The organism is Nostoc sp. JL23, assembly GCF_017115065.1.
Classification (GTDB): domain Bacteria; phylum Cyanobacteriota; class Cyanobacteriia; order Cyanobacteriales; family Nostocaceae; genus Nostoc; species Nostoc punctiforme_A.
This window is the reverse complement of sequence record NZ_JABXKN010000092.1, coordinates 289,703-311,385: the sequence shown is the minus strand read 5'-3', so window position 1 is coordinate 311,385 and position 21,683 is coordinate 289,703. Positions and strand designations below refer to the sequence as shown.

Genomic DNA, 21,683 nt, shown 5'->3' with positions numbered 1-21,683 from the left:
CACTTTGGCATTTCTAGGGTTTTAAAATGTTAAGGAATATTTCGCCAACAGCATCATTAATGGGACAGACCACTAGTGGAAGAAGAATTTTTGTCATTCCATACATAAATAATTAAGATGCAAACCTATACTAATCCAGTCTACAAAGGTTATTTTGCCGACCCTTTTGTTTGGCAATACGAAGGGGTATATTATGCAATCGGCACTGGCGCAGCAGAAGCAGAAGGAACGGTAGATGAAATAGCGGATGCACCAAATATTAACTCCAATAACAAATCACGTGTCTTTCCTCTGTTACGCTCCTTCGACTTTGTGAATTGGGATTATGTTGGTAACGCACTACAACGGCCAGACCCCGCCCTTGGGGATAATTTTTGGGCCCCCGAAGTTGCTTACTGCGATCGCCAGTTTTATCTCTACTATTCTGTCGGGCATGAAGACAAAAATCATCAGTTACGTGTGGCTACAAGCGATACTCCGTTAGGCCCTTATCAAGATGTTGGTGAGCCAGTCGTAGATCCAAAGTCCTGTCCTTTTGCGATCGATCCGCACCCATTCCAGGATGATGATGGACAGTGGTATTTGTTTTACGCCCGTGACTTTCTGGATACATCGGATGGAATGCGTGCTGGTACAGCATTAGTTGTAGACAAACTCCAAACCATGACTAAGCTTGCTGGTGAAGAGAAAGTGGTTTTACGTGCGCGATCCGATTGGCAGCGTTTTTTAGCCAACCGTTTGATGTACGGTGAAATTTATGATTGGCATACTTTAGAAGGCCCCTGTATTCGTAAGCATGAAGGGAAATACTATTGCTTTTATAGTGGTGGACGCTGGGAAACTGAGAACTACGGCGTAGATTATGGCGTTGCTGACAACGTGATGGGGCCTTACTCTGATGCAGGTAACGAAACTGGGCCACGGGTGCTAAAGTCTGTTCCTAATTTTGTCATAGGGCCGGGACATAACTCTATCGTTATTGGGCCAGATGGTAAGACTGAGTATGTTGTCTATCATGCTTGGACAAAAAACATGGATATGCGGCAAATCTGCTTAGATATGCTGATCTGGAAACCAGAAGGGCCATCTTGCAATGGCCCTACCTGGACACCGCAGACCATCAGTAACTATTGAAGGTTTTGCGATACATTAACACCGCTAACTTTGGCTGGTATAACAACGCTATATTAGCCAGCTGCGATCGCTGCTAATGCATTAAGCAAAACATTAGCGCCGAACAATGGCATTAACTTTTTTCTCTAGGGAAGTATGTTGATGTTGACGATTCCCTATTGCCTTCCTGCGCGAACAGAAATCAAATCGGATTGCTACAGGGTGATAACTAACGTTGTAGCTAATATGAAATTTGTGATTATCTGTCACAGGTTTAAATGTATTCTCTGTCAGTTGTTTTAAGATTAAGTTTGAGTTTTTATATTTAAAGTCATAATTTTAATTGAAAGGCAGAAATAAATTTAAAGTTTGTAGTAAGGACTTTAGTCCTGATAATCCTTGCTCTGAGCGATAAATCGCTCACTACAAACTAGGAGTTTATTTTATATTTAATTATGTCTATTTACTTAAAAGGCTTCCAGCACTAGCTACCTATTTATTTGAAAACTCTGAGATAGAAAAACGCGATCGCTCCATCATTAGAAGCGATCGCGTGAGGTTTATGAATTGAATTACAACCAATATTACACACAACCAAAAGGCTTTTAACCTACCCAAGGTTCAGAGAATATATAGAATATATATCTCATCAGAGTGAAATTTATAATACTTGTTTCCAACAAACCAAAAATAAAAGAAATTGCTTTATTTACTATGGTTTATAAAATAATTGTTACAATAATATGTATTCAAGATGACAAAATAATATGTAGTTTGTAAAAAACAATACTTATTGTTACTTGAAAAAGTATCAATTTACATATACTATTAGGGTAAAATATTTAATATGAATAGTAAAGTTAGCTTCTAAATAAGCTAATTTTATTAATTTTAATATTAAAAAGAATTGTTTTAATGATCTTGTGTACGAAACCGAACAGACAAACACAACTATATTTGCATGGGTTTATAAATAAAAAATTATGTTACATAAATTAATATTTTTTTAATCTTATATTTTAGATATTTATAAAAAATAGTGCTTAGGACTTAAGAAAAAAGCAACTTTATATTTATTTGGGTAGATGAAAAAGTTAGATATAAAACAGTACATTGTTATTTAATGCAACCAAGTATTTATTATACCGATTCGATATTGAAAAGCAGTAAAATATGTTGCAAGTTTTTGCATGATAGTAAATTTGGTGCTGCCTTACAAAGAAAAGGTATTAGCGTTTGGCTAGTCAGAATTAATAATTTAAATAATGAGACGAACTATGACAAGTGAAAAATCTCAAGTCAACAACAACGGTGTCAGCAATATTATTTCGCCGAAGCAGCGAAAAACGAAGCGATCGCAGCTAGCCCAAACCCAATCATCGAGTCCGTCACGGTTGAATTTAACTTCGTCTAACAAAAAAGTTCAATCAACAGAAACCTTTAAAGACACACCTGATATAGTTTGTTTATCTCATTTGCGTTGGAATTTCGTTTATCAAAGACCACAACATCTTCTTAGTCGCTGCGCCCAAGGAAAGCGAGTGTTCTTTATTGAGGAGCCAATTTTCTCTGAAGAACCCTTGGCAAGCTTAGATGTAAACGAAGATTCTAATGGAGTAGTTGTGGTTGTGCCACACCTACCACAAGGTTTAAGTGAAGAAGCAATCAACGCAGATTTGCAAGTACTAATTAATAATTTATTTGCAGAGCATAATATCAACAAATACATTTGTTGGTATTATACACCAATGGCGATCGCGTTTACCCGCCACTTGCAACCCCAAGCTGTGGTATACGATTGCATGGATGAATTGTCTGCATTCCAAGGAGCATCACCCACTTTAAAGAATTACGAAGCCGAATTATTCAGCCGTGCAGACCTAGTATTTACAGGCGGACAAAGCCTTTACGAAAGTAAAGTGAACCAGCACCCCAACGTTTATGCCTTTCCTAGCAGTGTAGATGTCGCCCACTTTGGCCAGGCAAGAAATGTTCAAGAACCAGAAGATCAAGCTCATATTCCCCATCCTCGTCTTGGTTTCTTTGGCGTAATTGATGAACGGATGGATATTGAACTGCTTGCTGGAATTGCCGAAGCACGCCCCGACTGGCATTTAGTAATTATTGGGCCAGTTGTCAAAATCGATCCCGCAAATTTGCCACAGCATGAAAATATCCATTATCTCGGTGGCAGAGATTATAAACAACTACCTGCTTATTTAGCAGGCTGGGACTTAGCCATGTTGCCGTTTGCGCGTAACGAGTCAACACGTTTTATTAGTCCTACCAAAACTCCAGAATATCTTGCCGCAGGTAGACCTGTAGTATCTACCTCAATTCGAGATGTGGTTCGTCCTTATGGAGAATCGAAGCTGGTGCGAATTGCAGACACAGTTTCTGAGTTCGTCGCTGCCGCAGAACAAGCAATGCAAGAAGATACCCCAGCCTCAGAATGGTTGAGTCGAGTAGATGTCTTTTTAGAGAAGATTTCTTGGGATCGCACTTGGGCATCCATGATGAAGCTGATTGACTCTGCCATTGCAGCCCGTGATGGTGAAGACAAAGCTAACTCCACAGGTGCAGCTGGTAAACAAGCACCAAATATCATTACCAGAGATTTTGTCTTCGATTACTTGGTTGTCGGCGCTGGTTTTTCTGGTAGCGTCATTGCTGAACGTTTGGCAACTCAAGGTAAAAAAGTGCTGGTTGTAGATAAGCGCAACCACATAGGCGGCAATGCCTACGATCATTACAATGATGATGGCATTCTTGTACACAAATACGGCCCGCACATCTTTCACACCAACTCCCGCGAAGTATTTGAATACCTCTCACGCTTTACTCAGTGGCGGTCTTACGAACATCGTGTCCTTGCCAGTGTAGACGGGCAACTTGTTCCGATTCCAATCAACCTCGACACCATCAACAAGCTGTATGGCATGAATCTCAATTCATTTGAGGTGGAGGAGTTTTATAAATCGCTTGCTGAACCCGTAGAAAACATCCGCACTAGTGAAGATGTGGTGGTCAGCAAAGTTGGTCGAGTACTGTATGAAAAGTTTTTCCGTAATTATACCCGTAAGCAATGGGGACTCGACCCATCGGAACTTGACAAATCAGTAATTGCCAGAATTCCCACACGGACTAATCGTGACGATCGCTATTTTACCGATACTTACCAGGCAATGCCACTGCACGGCTTTACCCGGATGTTCGACAATATGCTCAATCACCCGAACATCAAGGTAATGCTCAACACTGATTATCAAGAAATTCAAAAAGCGATACCTTGCCGCGAGATGGTTTACTCCGGGCCGGTTGACGAATACTTTGATTATCGCTACGGCAAACTACCCTATCGTTCGCTTGATTTCAAGCATGAGACGCACAACACGAGTGTGTTTCAAGCAGCGCCAGTAATTAACTATCCCAATGAACAGCTTTATACTCGTGTAACAGAGTTTAAATACTTAACTGGTCAAGAACACTCTAAAACGAGTATTGTTTACGAGTTTCCCAAAGCTGAGGGAGACCCTTATTATCCTGTACCGCGTTCTGAAAATCAGGAAATTTACAAGAAATACAAGGTGCTGGCAGATGAAACTCCAGGGATCTATTTTGTAGGACGATTAGCGACCTACAAGTACTACAACATGGATCAATGTGTTGCTCAAGCTTTGTCTGTGTACAAACAAATTGCGGTTAAGGCTTAAATAATTCGTAATTCACGCCGAATTACCCCCCTTAATCCCCCCAATGCATTGGGGGGAGACCGGAAATCTAGTTCCCTCCCCTTTATAAGGGGAGGGTTAGGGTGGGGTAAAACCTTGGTTAATCAGCGATTTCAGACTTGTGTATACACCGTAGCTCCCTGTAAAAAAGAGGAATGGAAGCGGGGTTATAAGAAGAAGTTGCACATCGCGTTAATTCGTAATTAGGGCTGCTCTGTATAACGCACTGAAAATCTAAGATGGTGCGTTAGCCTTTGGCATAACACACCCTACAAAACTAAAAAACTCAAAAAGAACGCATCAAATAAAATATCAGCTTGAGTTGTAAATTATGATTTCTGCTTTCAACTCGACACTGAACACTCCTGATTCCAAACTTCCTCTAGAAGTTTGGGCTGGTGTAGAGTGTACGGTTAATCGTGTGGGTGAAGAGTATTTTGATCAGTTAGAACGCAATGGTCATGCAACCCGCTTGGATGACCTAGATTTATTCGCTGAACTTAGCATACACGCTATCCGTTATCCAGTACTTTGGGAGAGGATAGCGCCCAATGGTTTGGAGAATGCTGATTGGTCGTGGGCAGATGAAAGACTAGGGCGTTTGCGCGAACTCGGCATCCGTCCGATTGTAGGATTAGTGCATCATGGCAGTGGGCCGCGTGATACCAGCTTGGTAGATCCAGAATTTCCTGAGAAACTAGCGGTGTTTGCTCGTGCGGTTGCAGAACGCTATCCTTGGGTTACACATTACACACCCGTAAACGAACCACTGACAACAGCACGATTTAGTGGAATGTACGGTAACTGGTATCCTCACGGAAAAGATGATTTAACTTTTGCCCGTGCTTTGTTAGGAGAGTGTAAAGCGATCGCTCTTTCGATGCAAGCAATCCGAGAAGTCAACCCCAATGCTCAACTCGTACAAACTGAGGATTTGGGTAAAACTCATAGTACACCAAAACTGGCTTATCAAGCAGAATTTGAGAACGAGCGTCGTTGGTTGAGTTTGGATTTATTGTGCGGTCGAATCAACCCAACTCATTCAATGTGGGGTTACTTGCGCGATTGTGGCATCGGCGAGTCTGAACTTGAAGAATTTTTGCAATATACCTGTCCGCCTGACATTATCGGCATTAACCATTACCTGACAAGCGAACGCTTTTTAGATGAAAACCTAGAAAACTATCCAGCTTGGACGCATGGTGGTAATGGTCGGGACAAGTATGCAGATGTAGAGGCAGTGCGAGTTTGTGCTGAGGGTTTGGCAGGGCCGGGGACATTGCTCAAAGAGACATGGGAACGCTACAAACTGCCCCTTGCTGTCACTGAAGTTCATTTGAGTTGCACTCGTGAGGAACAACTACGCTGGCTCAATGAGGTGTGGAATGCAGCGCAAGAATTAAGAAATCAAGGTGCAGATGTTCGTGCTGTGACTGCTTGGGCACTTCTCGGCAGCTACGATTGGAATAGTTTAGTGACTCGCTCCGCAGGATACTACGAGTCAGGCGTGTTCGATTTGCGTTCATCACGCCCTAGACAAACAGCGATCGCTAAAATGGTGCGAGATTTAGCCACTGGACATAAACCCAATCATCCATTACTTGATACACCAGGATGGTGGCATCGAGAAGAGCGCCTATTATACCCAGCCGTCAGTTGTCGCATATCTCCCCCATCTCTCCCGTTTTCCTCCCCTGCTTCCAATCGTCCCCTAGCGATCGTCGGAGCCACAGGAACACTAGGCAAGGCTTTTGCTCGGTTGTGTCAAGTGCGAGGAATTTCATATTGCCTGCTAAGACGGCAAGATATGGATATTGCCAATCCTGCTTCCGTCAATAAAGTACTTACCGAGTTGCAACCGTGGGCAGTTGTGAACGCTGCGGGATACGTCCGTGTGGACGATGCCGAACGTGAACCTGATATTTGTTTGAAGGTAAACGCTGAAGGGGCAGCGATTTTAGCTGCTGCTTGCGCTCAACATAATGTGGCGCTGGTAACTTTCTCTTCAGATTTGGTATTCGATGGTGCTGAGTCTAATCCTTATGTCGAAACTGATACCGTTGCGCCCCTCAATGTATATGGATGCAGCAAAGTTTTGGCAGAAAAGCTAGTATTGCAGGCTCATCCGGCATCACTAATGATTCGCACCAGCGCATTTTTCGGTCCGTGGGATGATTACAACTTTGTCACGATCGCCCTACGGCAACTAGCTGCTGGAAATACTTTTGTCGCAGCCGAAGATGCGATCGTTTCCCCTACTTATGTACCCGATCTTGTCCATACCAGCCTTGATTTATTGATTGATGGCGAGAACGGTTTGTGGCATTTGGCTAACAAAAGTGCGATTGCTTGGTCTGACTTGGCACGATTAGCGGCGAAAAAAGCAGGTGTAAGTGTCAGCAATCTAATTGCTCGTCCTACACAAGAACTTGGTTGGATTGCTCCCCGTCCAGCTTACAGTGTTCTCGGTAGCAATCGAGGTGAATTAATGCCACACCTTGACAATGCAATTTCTCGCTACTTGGAAGAAAGAAATTAGTAGTCTGGCTGGACAATCTAATTTTAAGGGGAGCAGGGGGAAGGGAGCATCTCACAAGGGTAGGTTTTTTAGAATCTCAAAAATAGTTGAGAAAATTCTCAATTGTTTAACGTGGTTTGGTCGTTTTAGGATTTAAGCATCGGCTGAAATAGCCAAAAAATCACCAAATACAAAATACCTACCCTTGAAAGGAAGGGAGCAGGGCGACAGAGAGGACAAGGGGAGAATTATTCAAGCTTCTCTCTTGTTTCCCCCCTCTTCCTTGTCTCCTATGCCCAATGCCCCATGCCCCATGCCCAATGCCCCATTCCCAATTTCCCATCGCAAAATTATGTCAACTATTTTAGTAACGGGGGGAGCCGGATATATTGGCTCCCATGCTGTATTAGCTCTGAAAAACGCAGGTTATGAAGTAATCGTTTTAGATAATCTGTCGAACGGACATCGAGAACTTGTAGAAGATGTTTTACAGGTAAAATTGATTGTTGGAGATATGAGCGATCGCTCTCTTCTTGATGACATATTTTCAACTTATAACATAACTGCGGTTATGCATTTTGCTGCTTATATCGCAGTGGGTGAATCTGTTACCGACCCAGCCAAATATTACCAAAATAATGTTGCAGGCACTCTGACACTTTTAAAAGCAATGCTTGCTGCGTCAGTTAAGAAATTTATTTTTTCTTCTACTTGCGCTCTTTATGGTGTGCCACAGTTCGTTCCCCTTACCGAAGAACATCCGCAAGATCCCATTAGTCCCTACGCTACTAGCAAGTGGATGGTAGAAAGAATTCTATCTGATTTTGATACAGCCTATAATTTAAAGTCTGTACGTTTCCGTTATTTTAACGCCGCAGGTGCTGACCCTAATGGGTTGCTGGGTGAAGACCACGAACCTGAAACTCATCTCATACCACTAGTACTACTAACTGCTTTTGGGAAGCGTGAATCTATTTTGATTTTCGGTACTGATTACCCTACCCCAGATGGAACTTGTATCCGGGATTATATTCATGTGACTGACTTAGCACAAGCTCATATTTTGGGTTTATAATATCTGCTCAAAGGTGGAGAAAGTGAAGTATTTAATCTAGGAAATGGTAGTGGCTTTTCAGTCAGAGAAGTGATAAAAACTGCTAAAGAGATAACAGGCAGAGAAATTAAAATAGAAGAACGCGATCGCAGACCAGGCGACCCTCCTATTTTAGTTGGCAGCAGCGACAAAGCAACTAAAGTTTTGGGCTGGCATCCAGAGTATCCTAATCTGAACTAAATTATCGCCCATGCTTGGCAGTGGCATCAACGAAGACATAAATAATTCGTAATTTGTAATTTTAATTAAGAAAATTAGATGAAATCTGGATTTATAGAGAAAGCATCTGTATCCCGATGTTAGAAAATTGGTGTAATTACAAAAAGCTTAACAAAATAAATGGGCATTCTGGAAAAGCTAATGTGCTTATTTCGCTTGGTAGATAAAATTAAACTAAAAGGCGGGGAAATATAAACCTAAAATACATAATTTTCACTTCATTTAAATATATGTATCCAGGAGAAAAGACATGAAATTTCAAATAGAATGTAATACATGCGACATTAGCAAAATATGTTTAATTTGCCAGGAAAATTTTCAGACAGATGAAGCCAGATTAATTGTATGCAATGACCAAAGCGAAGGCTATGGAGATATCTGCCATCAATGTATAGCCAAGGGCGGTAATTGGATTCAATTTCAACTCCAAAAATTCAGCCGAAAACTACTAGCTTGAAAATTATTTTAAGGATATTAAATGTTTGCAGTAAGCGGCTATAGCTTTTAAAATAGGGCTATAGCCGCTTACTACGAGCAAATTTAATTAATTTTACATTGCATAACATCAGGAGAATAATATAACTGAGATAACTGAATGAGTAAGTTACAAATCGGTACTAGTGGTGTGTATTTCAACAACGACCCTGATGGAAACGCTATTCGTGATGCTCAAAGACTCTATAGTTTAATGGGATGTTGTTGAAATACATAATTGAAAACTTATTATTCCACTTCTATCAGATCAGTTGACTGCTTGATTGGGAATAGGAATCGCATTAGCTGGCCTAGTGGTATAGAGCGTTGCTCTTGAACAAAAACTAAGGGTACAATTGCAAGCATCCGTAGTAAGCCTGAGAAAACAAACAACCCCAGTAAACCCGCAACACCGGGAAGAGTTGCTAGAAAGCTACCGACAGTAATACCCATTGCTCCAGTGATACCAGCAATTGCACCTGCGATCGCAAAATAACTTGATTGATAACGTAGCGGTGCTATTCCCATCATCAGATTGTTGGTACACAAATCAATTGCTGCCCACGTAGCGCCAGCTAGTATGTGCAACAAGGGTAGCCAGATCCAAAAAGAAATTTGATCGCTTCCAACTAAAAGCCACAGCAGAGGTGTCACCGCCACTAAGACTCCCACTAATAGTAGTAGCGGGCGATTCCCAATCCGGTCAGCCAGTTTGCCCCACAAAAGCAGCATTAGCATATTTGCACCAGTTCCGAAGCCGTGATAAATCGTTACCACACTAATATCTATATCCAGGTTATCCAGCATATAGAGGTTAAAGAAGGGAGCGCTGATGTTAACAGCAAAGCACCAGATGCTCAGATAAAGCACAAACTTCAAAAAATTGGCATCTTTAAGGAAGCTAAAATCTATTCCTTGGGGCTGTGGGTGTGATGTGTCTGAATCCCCAACTTTTAAAAGCTGCGGGTTTATATCAGTCATCCAGAACTGACAGCCCACACTGATTACCCCTAGTATGATTCCTAAAACCAAGACTATGCCATAACCTTGAAGAGTTCCACCAGGCCAAGCCGATACCGTTAAACCTAGCAGAGGCACACCAATAAGGTTAGTCAAACCGAGAATACTATTGCGAAAGCCGAAATATCGCCCTCGCAATCGCTGAGGTACTAATACAGCTGACCACCCCAGCCAAGGCGCACGACCAAAAGCTTCGATGATATTAGCTACTAAGAGAATTGCTAATGTCAACTGTACTACTTGGTATCCAGTGATATGAGATGAAGTAACCAACCAAATCGCTGGTAGAAGAATCAACCATAGCAGCCGCGACGGGATGAAAATACACATAAAATACCAACGGAAACTGGTACTTCGGTTTACTAAATACGCTCCCAGTGGTTGGAGTAAATTCACCATCTGAGGGATAGCGGCGAGTAGACCAATTTCGACTGGGCCAGCGCCTAACTCTAGCAAGAAATTACTGAGCAACGCGCCGCCGATGATGCTATAAAGAACCGCAGCCAAGACACTTTCATAAGTTAGTGTCCTGAGACTTTGGCGAATTTCTGGCTTAGAAATTTTTAGAAACAGTTTTGGAGTTGGAAAAAGTACCGTCTCTGTTAATGCCCTATCCTCTGAAATTTCTTGAATAGGTACAGGGGGAAGAGAACTAGCTTCTACTGAAATTTCATCTTCTTGGGGCTGAACCATATTATTTAGTCAATATTTAAAGAGTTAAATTGTTATAGCTACTATTAACCAAAATTAGCAAAACTTATATAGCATTTCCTAACCCATACAAGGTACATTTTAGCCCTCTCTTTGCTTGCGGTGGTGGGGTTCTTGTACCTCACTCAATCAAGAACCGCCATATAAGATTTAATCAATAAGTTCTAAGACATTGCAATTACTTACTTGTCCAGAAGACTAGTCCATAGTAAGTATTGGCTATAAACTGTTTTAATATAAGAGGATGTTTTAAAAGTGGTTGGCTGTAATTTTAGACACTTATTGATACCCCCAACCCTCATTAAAAAGGCTTGTCATTACCAATATTTTTCCAAAGACTGGGTTGAAAAATCGATAGCCCAGCAGATATCCATTAATCGACACCATTCGCGCCATAGAGTTTGCCAACCAGGAAGCCCATCACTTTTACGACCGAGAAAACTACCCAAACGAGCAACACACTTCCAAAACTCACCTAAAGTTAAACTTTTACTCTGATTCAAATTTATGCCACAAGTCTATTGACTTCAGACAAATCTATTGAGAAGCTAATAGTTAGCTTAACTAATTAATAGAAGTGCATCAAACTTGTGACAATACTGACGGGAAAAATAAATCGATCGCAATCTCCTAGCGAACCAAAACGGTTGATTTTGGAAACTCAGGGACTCACACGCCGTTTTGGTAAGTTAACCGCAGTTAATAACCTGAGCATATCTGTGGAACAGGGCGAAGTATTTGGACTGCTTGGCCCCAATGGAGCAGGGAAAAGTACAGTTATTAAAATGTTGACAACCTTGCTGCCTATCAGTGCAGGGAAAGCAACCTTAGCTGGCTATGACGTGACTCGTCAATCTAATCCTGTGAGACGGGCTATCGGCTATGTCCCCCAAGCACTCTCTGCTGATGGTAGTCTGACGGGTTACGAAAATCTCTTAATCTTTGCCAAGCTGTATGGCATACCTGCCAAAGGACGCGATCGCCGCATCTATGAAATTCTAGAATACATGAGTTTGCAAGATGCGGCGAAACGCTTGGTACGAAACTACTCTGGTGGGATGATTCGCAAGCTGGAAATTGGCATATCAGTTCTACATCAACCCCAAATTCTGTTTCTGGATGAGCCGACTGTCGGACTAGATCCCATCGCTCGAACTCAAGTATGGCAACTTGTACTACAACTCTGTGCTGATTACGGCACAACTATATTTTTAACAACCCACTTTTTAGAAGAAGCGGATAGCCTGTGTAACCGAGTGGCGATTATGCAGCAAGGTGAAGTTGTTACCACAGGTACACCAAGCGATTTAAAAGCTTCTTTAGATAACCCAAATGCAACTTTGGATGATGTCTTTATTCACTATACAGGCGACCAGTTAACATCAGGAGTGAACTACCGTGACACAGCAAGAACCAGACGTACTGCTCAACGGTTGGGTTAAAGCACCACCCTCTGTCCGAGTAAATTTGATCTCTGCAATTAAAGAGCTAGTTACCAAAACCCTGGCGATCGCTGAATTGGAAATCCGTAAACTCCGCCACGATCCCACTGATTTAGTCGTTCGAGCTGTGCAACCAGCTTTATGGCTGCTAATTTTTGGGCAAGTTTTCTCCAGAACACGCGCGATTCCTACAGGGAACTTACCCTATTTGGACTTCATTTCTGCTGGCATCTTGGCTCAGAGTATTCTGTTCGTGGCAATTTTTAGTGGTGGAATGACGCTAATCTGGGAGCGAGATTTAGGCATTGTCCATAAATTTTTAGCTAGTCCTACGCCTCGCGTGGCGATGGTGTTGGGCAAAGCCCTGGCGTGTGGGGTGAGGTGCTTATCTCAGGTAATATTCATTTACGGATTAGCATTTTTATTAGGTGTCAAACTAAATCTTCATCCCCTAGCTATTCTCCAAGTACTGCTGCTAGTCATGCTGGGGGCGGGTTCCTTTTGTATTTTCTCATTAATTATTGGCTGTTTGGTGAAAAGCCGAGAAAGGATGACGGGTATTGGACAATTGTTAACCATGCCGTTATTTTTTGCGAGCAATGCCATCTATCCGATTTCTTTGATGCCCAGTTGGTTAAAGTTCATTTCCCATTTAAATCCGTTGACTTATCTAGTTGACGGGTTACGTAGCACCATGCTGTTGAACGGCACTAGCATCTATGGCTTTGGTCTGGATTGTACAATTCTCTTATTCACATTAATAATTTTGGCCATCATTGGTGGAAAACTTTATCCACGGGTGGCCATGTAACTAGGAGAACAACAAGCCCATGACCTTGGATAAACCTAATCAAGGTGCAACTTCCGAAGAATGTGCCGCTAGAGTAATGGAAACAGTTCCATTAATGATGCGGTTTATCCGAGCGGATATGCGTGCCCATAGTGCCGCTTTTTTATCTATACCTCAATTGCGATCGCTAGCATTTATCAACCGCAATCCTGGGGCTTCATTATCTGACCTGGCAGAGCATTTAGGTGTCACCTCTGCCACGGCATCAGCAACCATAGAACGCTTGGTACAACGCGACTTTGTGAAACGGATTGCTCATCCTCAAGAGCGGCGGCGGGTGCTGCTCAATTTAACTGAAGATGGAAAACACCATCTTAAGCAATCCCAAGATCAAACTCGCGCTCATATTACCGATCTGCTGAAAGGTCTTTCAGAAGACCAAATTTCCAACATTGAAGAAGGCTTAACTCTACTAAAAAATGTCTTCGAGAAAACAGAACTCAAAGCCCCATAACTTTGAGGTTGCACAGCACGATCCCTTTGCAGCCTTTAAGTTTCGAGACTATCGGCTATTTACCATCGGACGGCTGGTGCTGTTCGTGGGGTCGCAAATGCAAACTGTAGCGATTGGCTGGGAACTCTATGAGCGAACTAACTCAGCGATCGCTTTAGGTGGTGTAGGACTGGCGCAAGTCCTACCAATGATTATTCTCACCTTAATTGCCGGAGATGTTGCCGATCGCCGCGATCGCAAAGTGACCATGTTACTCTCGGTAATGTTGCTAGCTCTCTGCTCCCTAGCTTTAGGGGTACTTTCCTATACTCAAGGTGCAATTTTTCTAATTTACGCCTGCTTAGTATTAACAGGTGTAGCGAGGGCATTTCTTAAACCTGCCAGTGATGCTCTGATGTGGCAATTAATACCTGTCAGTGCGTTTACGAATGCAGCTACTTGGAATAGTAGTAGCTTTCAATTAGCTGCTGTTATTGGCCCAGCCTTGGGGGGATTCGGGATTGCGCTGTTGGGAAGTGCTACAGGAGTTTATGTGTTAGCAGCGATCGCAGCGTTGCTGTGTTTTATTTTAACGCTGGCGATCAAACAGCAAAAAGTCATCCGTTCAACTGAACCAATCTCACTCCAAGCGCTTGCTGCTGGCGCTAAATTTGTTTGGCAGAATCAGTTGATTTTAGCAGCGATTACATTAGATATGTTTGCAGTATTGTTGGGTGGTGCGATCGCGCTCCTCCCAATTTTTGCCAAAGATATTTTACATGTTGGCCCAGTGGAGTTGGGATATCTACAAGCAGCCCATTCCATCGGTGCTTTGACTATGGCCATTACGCTAGCGTATTTACCACCGTTACGCAAAGCTGGCCCAGCCTTATTATGGTCAGTGGTTGGCTTTGGGATTGTCACAATTATCTTTGGACTTTCTCGTTCCTTTTGGCTATCTATGTTGATGCTGATTCTTGGTGGTGCACTAGATAGCATTAGCGTTGTGATTCGCCATACATTAGTTCAAATCAGAACACCGGATCATTTGCGTGGTCGAGTTGCTGCTATTAATAGCGTGTTTATTAGTGCCTCCAATGAGTTGGGAGGCTTTGAATCAGGCTTGACTGCTGCTTTATTTGGCCCGGTAATTTCCGTTGTGGGTGGTGGAATTGGCACAATTGTAGTAGTGATTGCTACAGCTATGATTTGGCCTGGAATTCGCAAGTTAGGGGCTTTGCAAGAGTATAAATAGAAGTACTGATCTATTAGACATCAGATAATAAAAGTCCCACCTCAGTAAGAGATAACAATCACAATTTTGTAGCTTTTACATGGGTGGTATTTTTGTTTGGCGAAAGTTGCACATCGCGTAATTAAAAGGTAGACAAACCCAGATTTTTGGGATTATGCCTAAGTTAAATTTGCCCTTAAAGTTATACAATTGCCACTAAGCAATTGGGATGCTACCGCTACTAGCACCAAAATTTGGTGTATCGCCATTTGTAGAAATACTATACTTAGTAAAGTCAAAACTGCCTTCTTTTGGGAGAAAAATTACCTAGAGGGGGAGGGCAATAAAGCTGTTCCTTGCCTGCTAAGTGCAGCGTCTCGCTCAGAAGGATAGAAAGAGGCAAGCTATGCAGAGTCTCTCATCGAGAATAAAAGGAAGAGATAAGTTAAGAATTATTCGGCGCAAGTTTAGAGACAGTTAGTATTATTAGTGACTACAATTGCCTTGCAGATGCTTTAGATTGGCTCAAAGCATTGAGTACAATAGTAGATATAAGCCAATACGGTTCAGTTAAGGCTAAAACTCTTTGCCAAAGTCAATTTTTTTAACGTAGACGCAAAGCGGCTTGCCGCAGGCTACCGCAAAGGACGCAAAGATAAGAAAGAAGTTTTTAACTGAACCGTATTGAGATATAAGCTCTGTTTCTAAATCTCAATTTTGAATAAATAATATAGATTGTTTTTATAGGTGAGCATTATGAACAATAACCTTCCATTAGATCCTAGCAAAGGTTTTAACTTAGCCGAAACTTCAATGAATAAGGAGTCGCCTTTTGTAGAAAATGATGGATTGCTATTGTATAAAGATGAGTGCAAGACTCCAGAATTTCTAAACTCATCTTTTTGCATACATCTATTTGGTGAACGAGTTATCGTAGATCACTATGTACTGTTGTTTCCTGATTCAGAAGCTCTTACAGACTATGCTAAAGCTCTGATTAACTATGATGCCAAAATTACTGAAGGGCCAGGAAAATGGCCTGATGATTTTTGTCCTGAGCAAAACCTATTGCCTGAAGATGCTAGCATGTACTTTCTCTCAGTCTTAATGCCGTCAGGCATGATTTTGGTACTGCTTGCACCGAATGCACCAGATGAACAGATTGCTCACTTATTCCAGGAGCAAGGTTTTAACACTGTCCATCACGTTGCCATTCTTGCTGATGATATTTATACAGCAGCAGAAGTATGGCAGAAGAAAGGTTTTATTCCTCTGTCTCTAACTCCTCAAGAAGATGATTCCTTGTGCCAATGGTTTTTCCGCAATTGGGCAGGGCAAATTATAGAGCTAATCTGTCGGCGATGTATGGGCAAAGAGACTTTTTCCTGTGATAATATTGTTGGTTTACGCCTTTCAGAACTAGCAGCCTAAATTTATAATTCGTAATGGGCTACGCTCCGCTACGCTAACTTAATTCGTAATTATTTGGTCAAGTATGCTTTATGCGACGGTGGTTAGCAGCTTGTAATAAGAGAGACTCTGCAAAAGCGATCGCATCAGTTGCAGATTTACCACCAGCCAACTGCGCTAGTTCTTCCCGACGGGTGTTTAAATTATCCAAGGTAGTAACTCTGACAACGGTACGCTGTTCGGCATTGTCGTTGTTGGCTTTTTTACCTTTGCCTTGATTAATAGTTTGCTTATCTACACGAAAATGCCGATCGGCCATTGCCGCAACTAAAGGTTGATGGGTAACACATAATACTTGGTTGCGTTGACTTAGCTGGTATAATTTTTCCGCGATCGCTTGGGCGACTCTTCCCGAAACCCCGACATCAATTTCGTCAAAAACCATTGTCCCAGCCACATCAACTTGAGAAAAACAAGCTTTTAAAGCCAGTAAAAAGCGGCTCATTTCCCCGCCAGAGGCAACTTCTGTTAACGGTTGTAGTGGTTCTCCAGGGTTGGAACTAAATGTAAAGGTAATTTTATCTGCTCCCATCGCAGTTGGGAAAGCTGGTAATATTTCAACCAGAAACTTCACCTTTTCCATCGCTAGGGGCTTGAGTTCAGCTATCAAACGTGATTCTAAATTAGCAGCCGCCTTACTACGCAGTTGAGTTAATTGATTACTTGCTTGGGTGAGTTTTTCAAAACATGCCTTTTCTTGCTGTTCCAAGTTTTCGATAGATTGTTCGCTGTCGTTAAGTTGGGCTAATTCTGCTTGGATACGTTGGTAATAGGCGATCGCTTCGGTAAGTGTCGGCCCATACTTGCGGCAAATTTGCTTTAACTCCTGAATTCGTTCTTCCACCTCTTCCAACCGCTGCGGATCTGCTTCCAAACCGTCCCCATAAGCATTAATTTGCCTTCCCACTTCCATTACCGCAGCTTGCGCGTCCCGCACCAATTCCAACAGATATTGTAGTTGGCTATCGTATTCCACCATGTCATTTAGTGTCGCCTCACTATCTCCCAATAAATCACCTGCGGCGGGAGTTTCATTATCGTTTTGATACAAAGCCTGATAGACCTTGTAACTCATTTGTTGCAAATCGACGACATGATTTAGGCGTTCCCGTTCTTGTCCCAACTGTTCCAATTCATTAGATTCACTGAGATTGGCTGCTCCCAGTTCTTGCACTTGATAAGTGAGCAAGTCGAGTTGTTGCAACCTTTCCCGTTCTGATGTCCGGCGTTTTTCTAGTGCTAAATGCGCCTGTTGGTAACTACTAAAGCTCGTGGCGACTTTATGACGCTGCTGCATGAGAGAGTCGCCGCCATACAAATCTAACCAGTCCCGGACTTGGGCAGATTGTCCCACTTGTACCGTTTGACCTTGGGCGGTAATTTCCACCAAGCGATCGCGCATTCCTGCCATGATTTGCCGATTTACCAACACACCATTCACCCGCGATCGACTACGGACATTACTCGCAGTGGCTGTGATTTCTCGGCTAATGACTACAGAATTTTCATCAAGCAAATCTATTTCTTGTTCGGTCAACCAAGCCGCTAGCGGGGCGTTTGAGGTGAAAGTAGCTTCTACCATCGCCCGACTTGTCCCCGTGCGAATGACTCGACTAGAGACTTTACCGCCCAAAGCGGCATCAAGGGCATCCAAGATAATCGATTTTCCAGCGCCGGTTTCACCTGTTAACACATTTAGTCCCGCGCCAAATTCTAATTCCAATTGGTCAATTAGAGCAAAGTTTTCAATTCTCAGGCAAAGCAACATCAAGCCAAATTCTCCATGAGGGCAGATGCCAGATATTTCTAACTTACAAGACAATAAGTATGATCTTTCAGCAACTAGCAATACCTACTACTATTGAATTAGTATGTATGCCCGTTTAAGTGTAGCAGACCTATTAGTACTAGGGAGTGGGGAGTTGGGAGAGACACGATTAATCGCTTACTAGGGAGTAAAGAGAGCAGAGGAAGATGAGGAAAAAATAACCAATACCCAATTTCTAAACATATTGTTACAATACTTAATGAATGTGATCGTTCTGACTGGTGGCCTTCTTCATGATTGTTAAGACACTTCCCCCTAGTTCCCAACCGATTCAGGAGGATAGTCGCAACGGCACAAATCGCCGAGACGACGAACTGGATGTTATTGATGTAGTGCCAGAAGATGGTACACCAAGCTTAGTTGTACACTCGCCAAGACTCTTAGCAGCCCAAAAGGTGAGAATAGCAGCCCAACCTGAGAAGCTTTACGATCCTGTGGGCATAGCAGCGCATTACCAAAATAGAAAAGTGCAAGTTTTACGGCGGATTTTTGCCGTGTTGGGGCCGACTCTATCCTTTGTTTTTGGATTGTGGTCGGATAGTAAACGGGGAATTGTCGTCAAAAATGACCGCCGCCGAGCTACTCAGCTACGAGTATTGCTGACCCAATTAGGACCTGCTTACATCAAAATTGGCCAAGCTTTATCCACCAGACCGGATCTAGTTCCTCCCGTATATTTAGAAGAATTAACTAAGCTACAAGACCAATTACCGCCTTTCCCCAACGAAATTGCTTACCAGTTTATTAAAGAAGAATTAGGCGCTCCTCCAGAAGAGGTTTACGCCGAACTCTCGGCCCAGCCAATTGCTGCGGCTTCATTGGGACAAGTGTATAAAGGTAAGCTAAAAACTGGTGAAGAAGTCGCCGTTAAAGTTCAACGCCCCGACTTAAGAGAGGGGATCACCATTGACTTGTATATCTTGCGTAACCTCGCCGCTTGGGTGCAGAAAAAGGTTAAACGGGTAAAAAGTGACTTAGTTGGGATTCTCGATGAATTAGGCGATCGCATTTTTGAAGAGATGGATTACATCCATGAAGGCGAAAATGCGGAGCGATTTTTCGAGTTATACGGTCATATAAAAGACGTATATGTACCGAGAATTTACTGGGAATACACCAATCGCCGCGTCTTGACGATGGAGTGGATTAACGGCACTAAATTAACCCAGACAGAAGAAATTAGCGCCCAAGGCATAGATGCTCGTTATCTAATTGAAGTGGGTGTGCAGTGTTCCCTGCGCCAGCTGCTAGAACATGGATTTTTCCATGCAGATCCCCACCCTGGTAATTTGTTAGCAACAACCGATGGCAAATTAGCTTATCTCGACTTTGGGATGATGAGCGAGATTAAACCACCACAGCGTTATGGTTTGATCGAAGCGATCGTCCACGTCGTCAACCGCGACTTTGAAGGATTAGCAAAAGACTACGTTAAGTTAGATTTTTTATCACCAGAAACCGATTTAACACCAATTATCCCAGCTTTTGCGAGAGTCTTTGCTGATGCCGAAGGAGCCAGTGTTGCCGATCTTAATATTAAAAGCATCACCGATGAACTATCGGCTTTGATGTATGAATATCCTTTCCGCGTACCGCCCTACTACGCCTTAATTATTCGCTCTCTCGTAACCCTCGAAGGGATTGCAATATTTATAGATCCCAACTTTAAAGTTCTCAGCGAAGCTTATCCCTACGTTTCTAAACGCCTGTTAACAGATCCAGCACCGCAATTAAGAGCATCATTGCAAGATTTGCTATTTAAAGATGGCAGATTTCGCTGGAATCGTTTAGAAAACTTGTTAAAAAATGCGCGTAATAGTCAAGACTACGACTTTAATTTAGTGTTAAATCAGGGGATAGAATTTCTGGCATCTGAACGCGGTGCTTTTATTCGTGACAAGCTAGTAGATGAATCTGTTAACGGACTCGATGCTTTAGGTAAAAATGTTTTGCATAACTTTACCTCCCTGTTGCGAGAACGGGTAGGATTGACAGCAGTTAATGAAACTCCAGCAGCGACTGTTGAGCAACAACAAACCTTGGAGCATATCAAGCGTATATTAGGTATTCTCCGAGAAACAAGAGGCTTTGACCCAGTGCAACTTACATCTCAAATTGCCCAGTTATTGGTAAATTCAGATGTACAACGTTTAGGTCAACAAATTGCCAACCGCTTCACACACAAAGCTGTAGCCCGGTTAATTCGGCAATTATTGGCATCCTAGTAAAAGTTATGAGTTAAACAAAGTTTTTAACTCATAAATTATTTATTCATAGCAACTATATAACCCAACTCTTCTAGCTTTTCTAAGACCTTAGTTGCACTTTGAGCAACGCTTTCCTGGTTAGTTTTGCATTCGACTTCAGGACAGAGTGGTATTTCATAAGGATCATCAATACCAGTGAAGTGCTTAATTTCTCCTGCTCTTGCTTTTTTATATAACCCTTTTACGTCTCGTTGTTCACAAACTTCTAATGATGCGTTGACGTAAACTTCAATGAAAAATGGAGTCATTTGGCGCACTTCCTCCCGAATTTCGCGGTACGGTGAAATTGCCGAAACCAATACAATTACATTATTTCTAGCAAGAAGGTGAGCTACAAAGCCAATGCGCCGAATATTCTCCTCTCGATCCTCTTTGCTGAAACCCAATCCTTTACATAGATTTTGACGTACTGCATCACCATCCAGAACTTCAACTCTGTATCCCTGTATCCGCAGTTCCTTCTCCACGAATTGACAGATAGTAGTTTTACCTGCACCACTCAGACCAGTGAACCATACTGTCACACCACACTTTTGTTGTCTCATCCTACTTTCGTCGTAAATTTTAAATGGCACACCAAAAAAGCTTTTTTAGGTAATTGTGGGTCAAATAGTAATTTTATTTTTATAATCCTTTTTTAGCAGGAATTCCAGCAATTACAAGGTACCCTATGTCAACCTTGCTACTTTTTCCTCTACTGATTTCGAGTGAAAAATCGCATAGTTATACGTATTTAGGCTAAATATTTAATACGAAGGATGGCGATGTATACGACGGGCTACATCTACGCATTTTCTCTACCCTAACAACGCAATTTGGCGTTATAGTAACAAAACTTGCCGATCAGGTTTTTAAATTATTGAAGTTTTAGCTAATTTTTACATTCAGTATATATACAGTTTATTTTTAAATAAAAAAGTCTTTATTATAACAGTATACTGCTAAACAATATTTACTGCTAGGACATTATAAAAAACTAAGTTCAAAATATCTGCAAAGTTAGATCCAGTGCAGCTTTATGGCGGTGCGACCTATTTTCTGGGGTCGATTCCTTTAGGTACTGTTTCTGGTACAAGATTGTTTATTGACAATAATGGCACGCTTAGTGGTCTGTGTGATCAATTCTGAGAGTTTCGTAGTGAACGATTTATCAGTCAATTTCAAGGGTTTTAGCTCTGACTACAAACTTTCACAACTCATCAAAACTAATGACATCAATCACTAGTACACTTTGGCATAAATTTGTTCACCTTTAATCA

At 42.1% G+C, this 21,683-nt stretch carries 14 protein-coding genes and 2 pseudogenes; 11 read left to right on the top strand and 5 right to left on the bottom strand.

Annotated features, from left to right (window positions below; translation table 11 throughout):
• Nucleotides 1-117: 117 nt before the first annotated feature.
• Nucleotides 118-1,134, top strand: coding sequence for a glycoside hydrolase family 43 protein (locus HWQ42_RS19110; protein ID WP_292814976.1), 1,017 nt, complete (start codon nucleotides 118-120; stop codon nucleotides 1,132-1,134).
• 53 nt (nucleotides 1,135-1,187) lie between these two features.
• On the opposite strand, the pseudogene HWQ42_RS35595 reads toward HWQ42_RS19110, so the two are convergent.
• Nucleotides 1,188-1,250, bottom strand: a pseudogene (locus tag HWQ42_RS35595) (DUF4383 domain-containing protein); the annotation flags it as partial.
• Between the two features lie 1,140 nt (nucleotides 1,251-2,390).
• Here HWQ42_RS35595 and glf point away from each other — a divergent pair.
• From glf to HWQ42_RS19090, 4 genes and pseudogenes are all read left to right on the top strand, one after another.
• Complete coding sequence (gene glf, locus HWQ42_RS19105) at nucleotides 2,391-4,826, top strand: UDP-galactopyranose mutase (protein WP_292814973.1); 2,436 nt, start codon at nucleotides 2,391-2,393, stop codon at nucleotides 4,824-4,826.
• A gap of 349 nt (nucleotides 4,827-5,175) precedes the next feature.
• A complete protein-coding gene (locus HWQ42_RS19100) occupies nucleotides 5,176-7,383 on the top strand; it encodes a family 1 glycosylhydrolase (protein WP_292814970.1) in 2,208 nt (735 codons plus the stop codon).
• 331 nt (nucleotides 7,384-7,714) lie between these two features.
• Nucleotides 7,715-8,656: pseudogene (galE, locus tag HWQ42_RS19095) on the top strand (UDP-glucose 4-epimerase GalE).
• Between the two features lie 289 nt (nucleotides 8,657-8,945).
• The gene (locus HWQ42_RS19090) at nucleotides 8,946-9,152 is read left to right on the top strand and encodes a hypothetical protein (protein ID WP_292814968.1); all 207 of its coding nucleotides are present in this window, start codon (nucleotides 8,946-8,948) and stop codon (nucleotides 9,150-9,152) included.
• A 266-nt stretch (nucleotides 9,153-9,418) separates the two neighbouring features.
• On the opposite strand, the gene HWQ42_RS19085 is transcribed toward HWQ42_RS19090, so the two are convergent.
• Both HWQ42_RS19085 and HWQ42_RS19080 read right to left on the bottom strand, forming a co-directional pair.
• On the bottom strand, nucleotides 9,419-10,882 hold the full coding sequence (locus HWQ42_RS19085; RefSeq protein ID WP_292814965.1) for an MFS transporter: 1,464 nt from the start codon (nucleotides 10,880-10,882) through the stop codon (nucleotides 9,419-9,421).
• A 335-nt stretch (nucleotides 10,883-11,217) separates the two neighbouring features.
• A complete protein-coding gene (locus HWQ42_RS19080; RefSeq protein ID WP_292814963.1) occupies nucleotides 11,218-11,403 on the bottom strand; it encodes a hypothetical protein in 186 nt (61 codons plus the stop codon).
• Nucleotides 11,404-11,490: 87 nt separating this feature from the next.
• Between HWQ42_RS19080 and HWQ42_RS19075 the strand changes: the two genes are divergently transcribed.
• The 5 genes from HWQ42_RS19075 (at nucleotide 11,491) to HWQ42_RS19055 (ending at nucleotide 16,290) form a co-directional block, all read left to right on the top strand.
• Nucleotides 11,491-12,342 carry an ABC transporter ATP-binding protein gene (locus HWQ42_RS19075; protein ID WP_292814960.1) on the top strand — a complete coding sequence of 284 codons (852 nt, stop codon included), beginning with the start codon at nucleotides 11,491-11,493 and terminating at the stop codon, nucleotides 12,340-12,342.
• Nucleotides 12,299-13,153 (top strand): ABC transporter permease, encoded by an 855-nt coding sequence (locus HWQ42_RS19070; protein WP_292814958.1) that lies wholly within the window; start codon nucleotides 12,299-12,301, stop codon nucleotides 13,151-13,153. The genes HWQ42_RS19075 and HWQ42_RS19070 overlap by 44 nt, the downstream gene beginning before the upstream one ends.
• A 19-nt stretch (nucleotides 13,154-13,172) precedes the next feature.
• The gene (locus HWQ42_RS19065; protein WP_292738255.1) at nucleotides 13,173-13,646 is read left to right on the top strand and encodes a MarR family winged helix-turn-helix transcriptional regulator; all 474 of its coding nucleotides are present in this window, start codon (nucleotides 13,173-13,175) and stop codon (nucleotides 13,644-13,646) included.
• Entirely contained in the window at nucleotides 13,612-14,880 is a 1,269-nt protein-coding gene (locus HWQ42_RS19060; RefSeq protein WP_292814955.1) for an MFS transporter, read from the top strand. Before HWQ42_RS19065 ends, HWQ42_RS19060 begins: the two co-directional genes overlap by 35 nt.
• Before the next feature lie 735 nt (nucleotides 14,881-15,615).
• Nucleotides 15,616-16,290: a hypothetical protein gene (locus HWQ42_RS19055; protein WP_292814952.1), complete on the top strand. Its 675-nt coding sequence runs from the start codon at nucleotides 15,616-15,618 to the stop codon at nucleotides 16,288-16,290.
• A 58-nt stretch (nucleotides 16,291-16,348) separates the two neighbouring features.
• Here the strand turns inward: HWQ42_RS19055 and recN are convergent, their stop codons facing one another.
• Entirely contained in the window at nucleotides 16,349-18,097 is a 1,749-nt protein-coding gene (gene recN / locus HWQ42_RS19050; RefSeq protein ID WP_292814949.1) for a DNA repair protein RecN, read from the bottom strand.
• A gap of 293 nt (nucleotides 18,098-18,390) precedes the next feature.
• On the opposite strand from recN, the gene HWQ42_RS19045 reads away from it, so the two are divergent.
• Entirely contained in the window at nucleotides 18,391-20,382 is a 1,992-nt protein-coding gene (locus tag HWQ42_RS19045) for an AarF/ABC1/UbiB kinase family protein (protein WP_292814947.1), read from the top strand.
• Nucleotides 20,383-20,420: 38 nt separating this feature from the next.
• Here the strand turns inward: HWQ42_RS19045 and cysC are convergent, their stop codons facing one another.
• Nucleotides 20,421-20,987, bottom strand: coding sequence for an adenylyl-sulfate kinase (gene cysC / locus HWQ42_RS19040; protein WP_292814998.1), 567 nt, complete (start codon nucleotides 20,985-20,987; stop codon nucleotides 20,421-20,423).
• Between the last annotated feature and the right edge of the window lie 696 nt (nucleotides 20,988-21,683).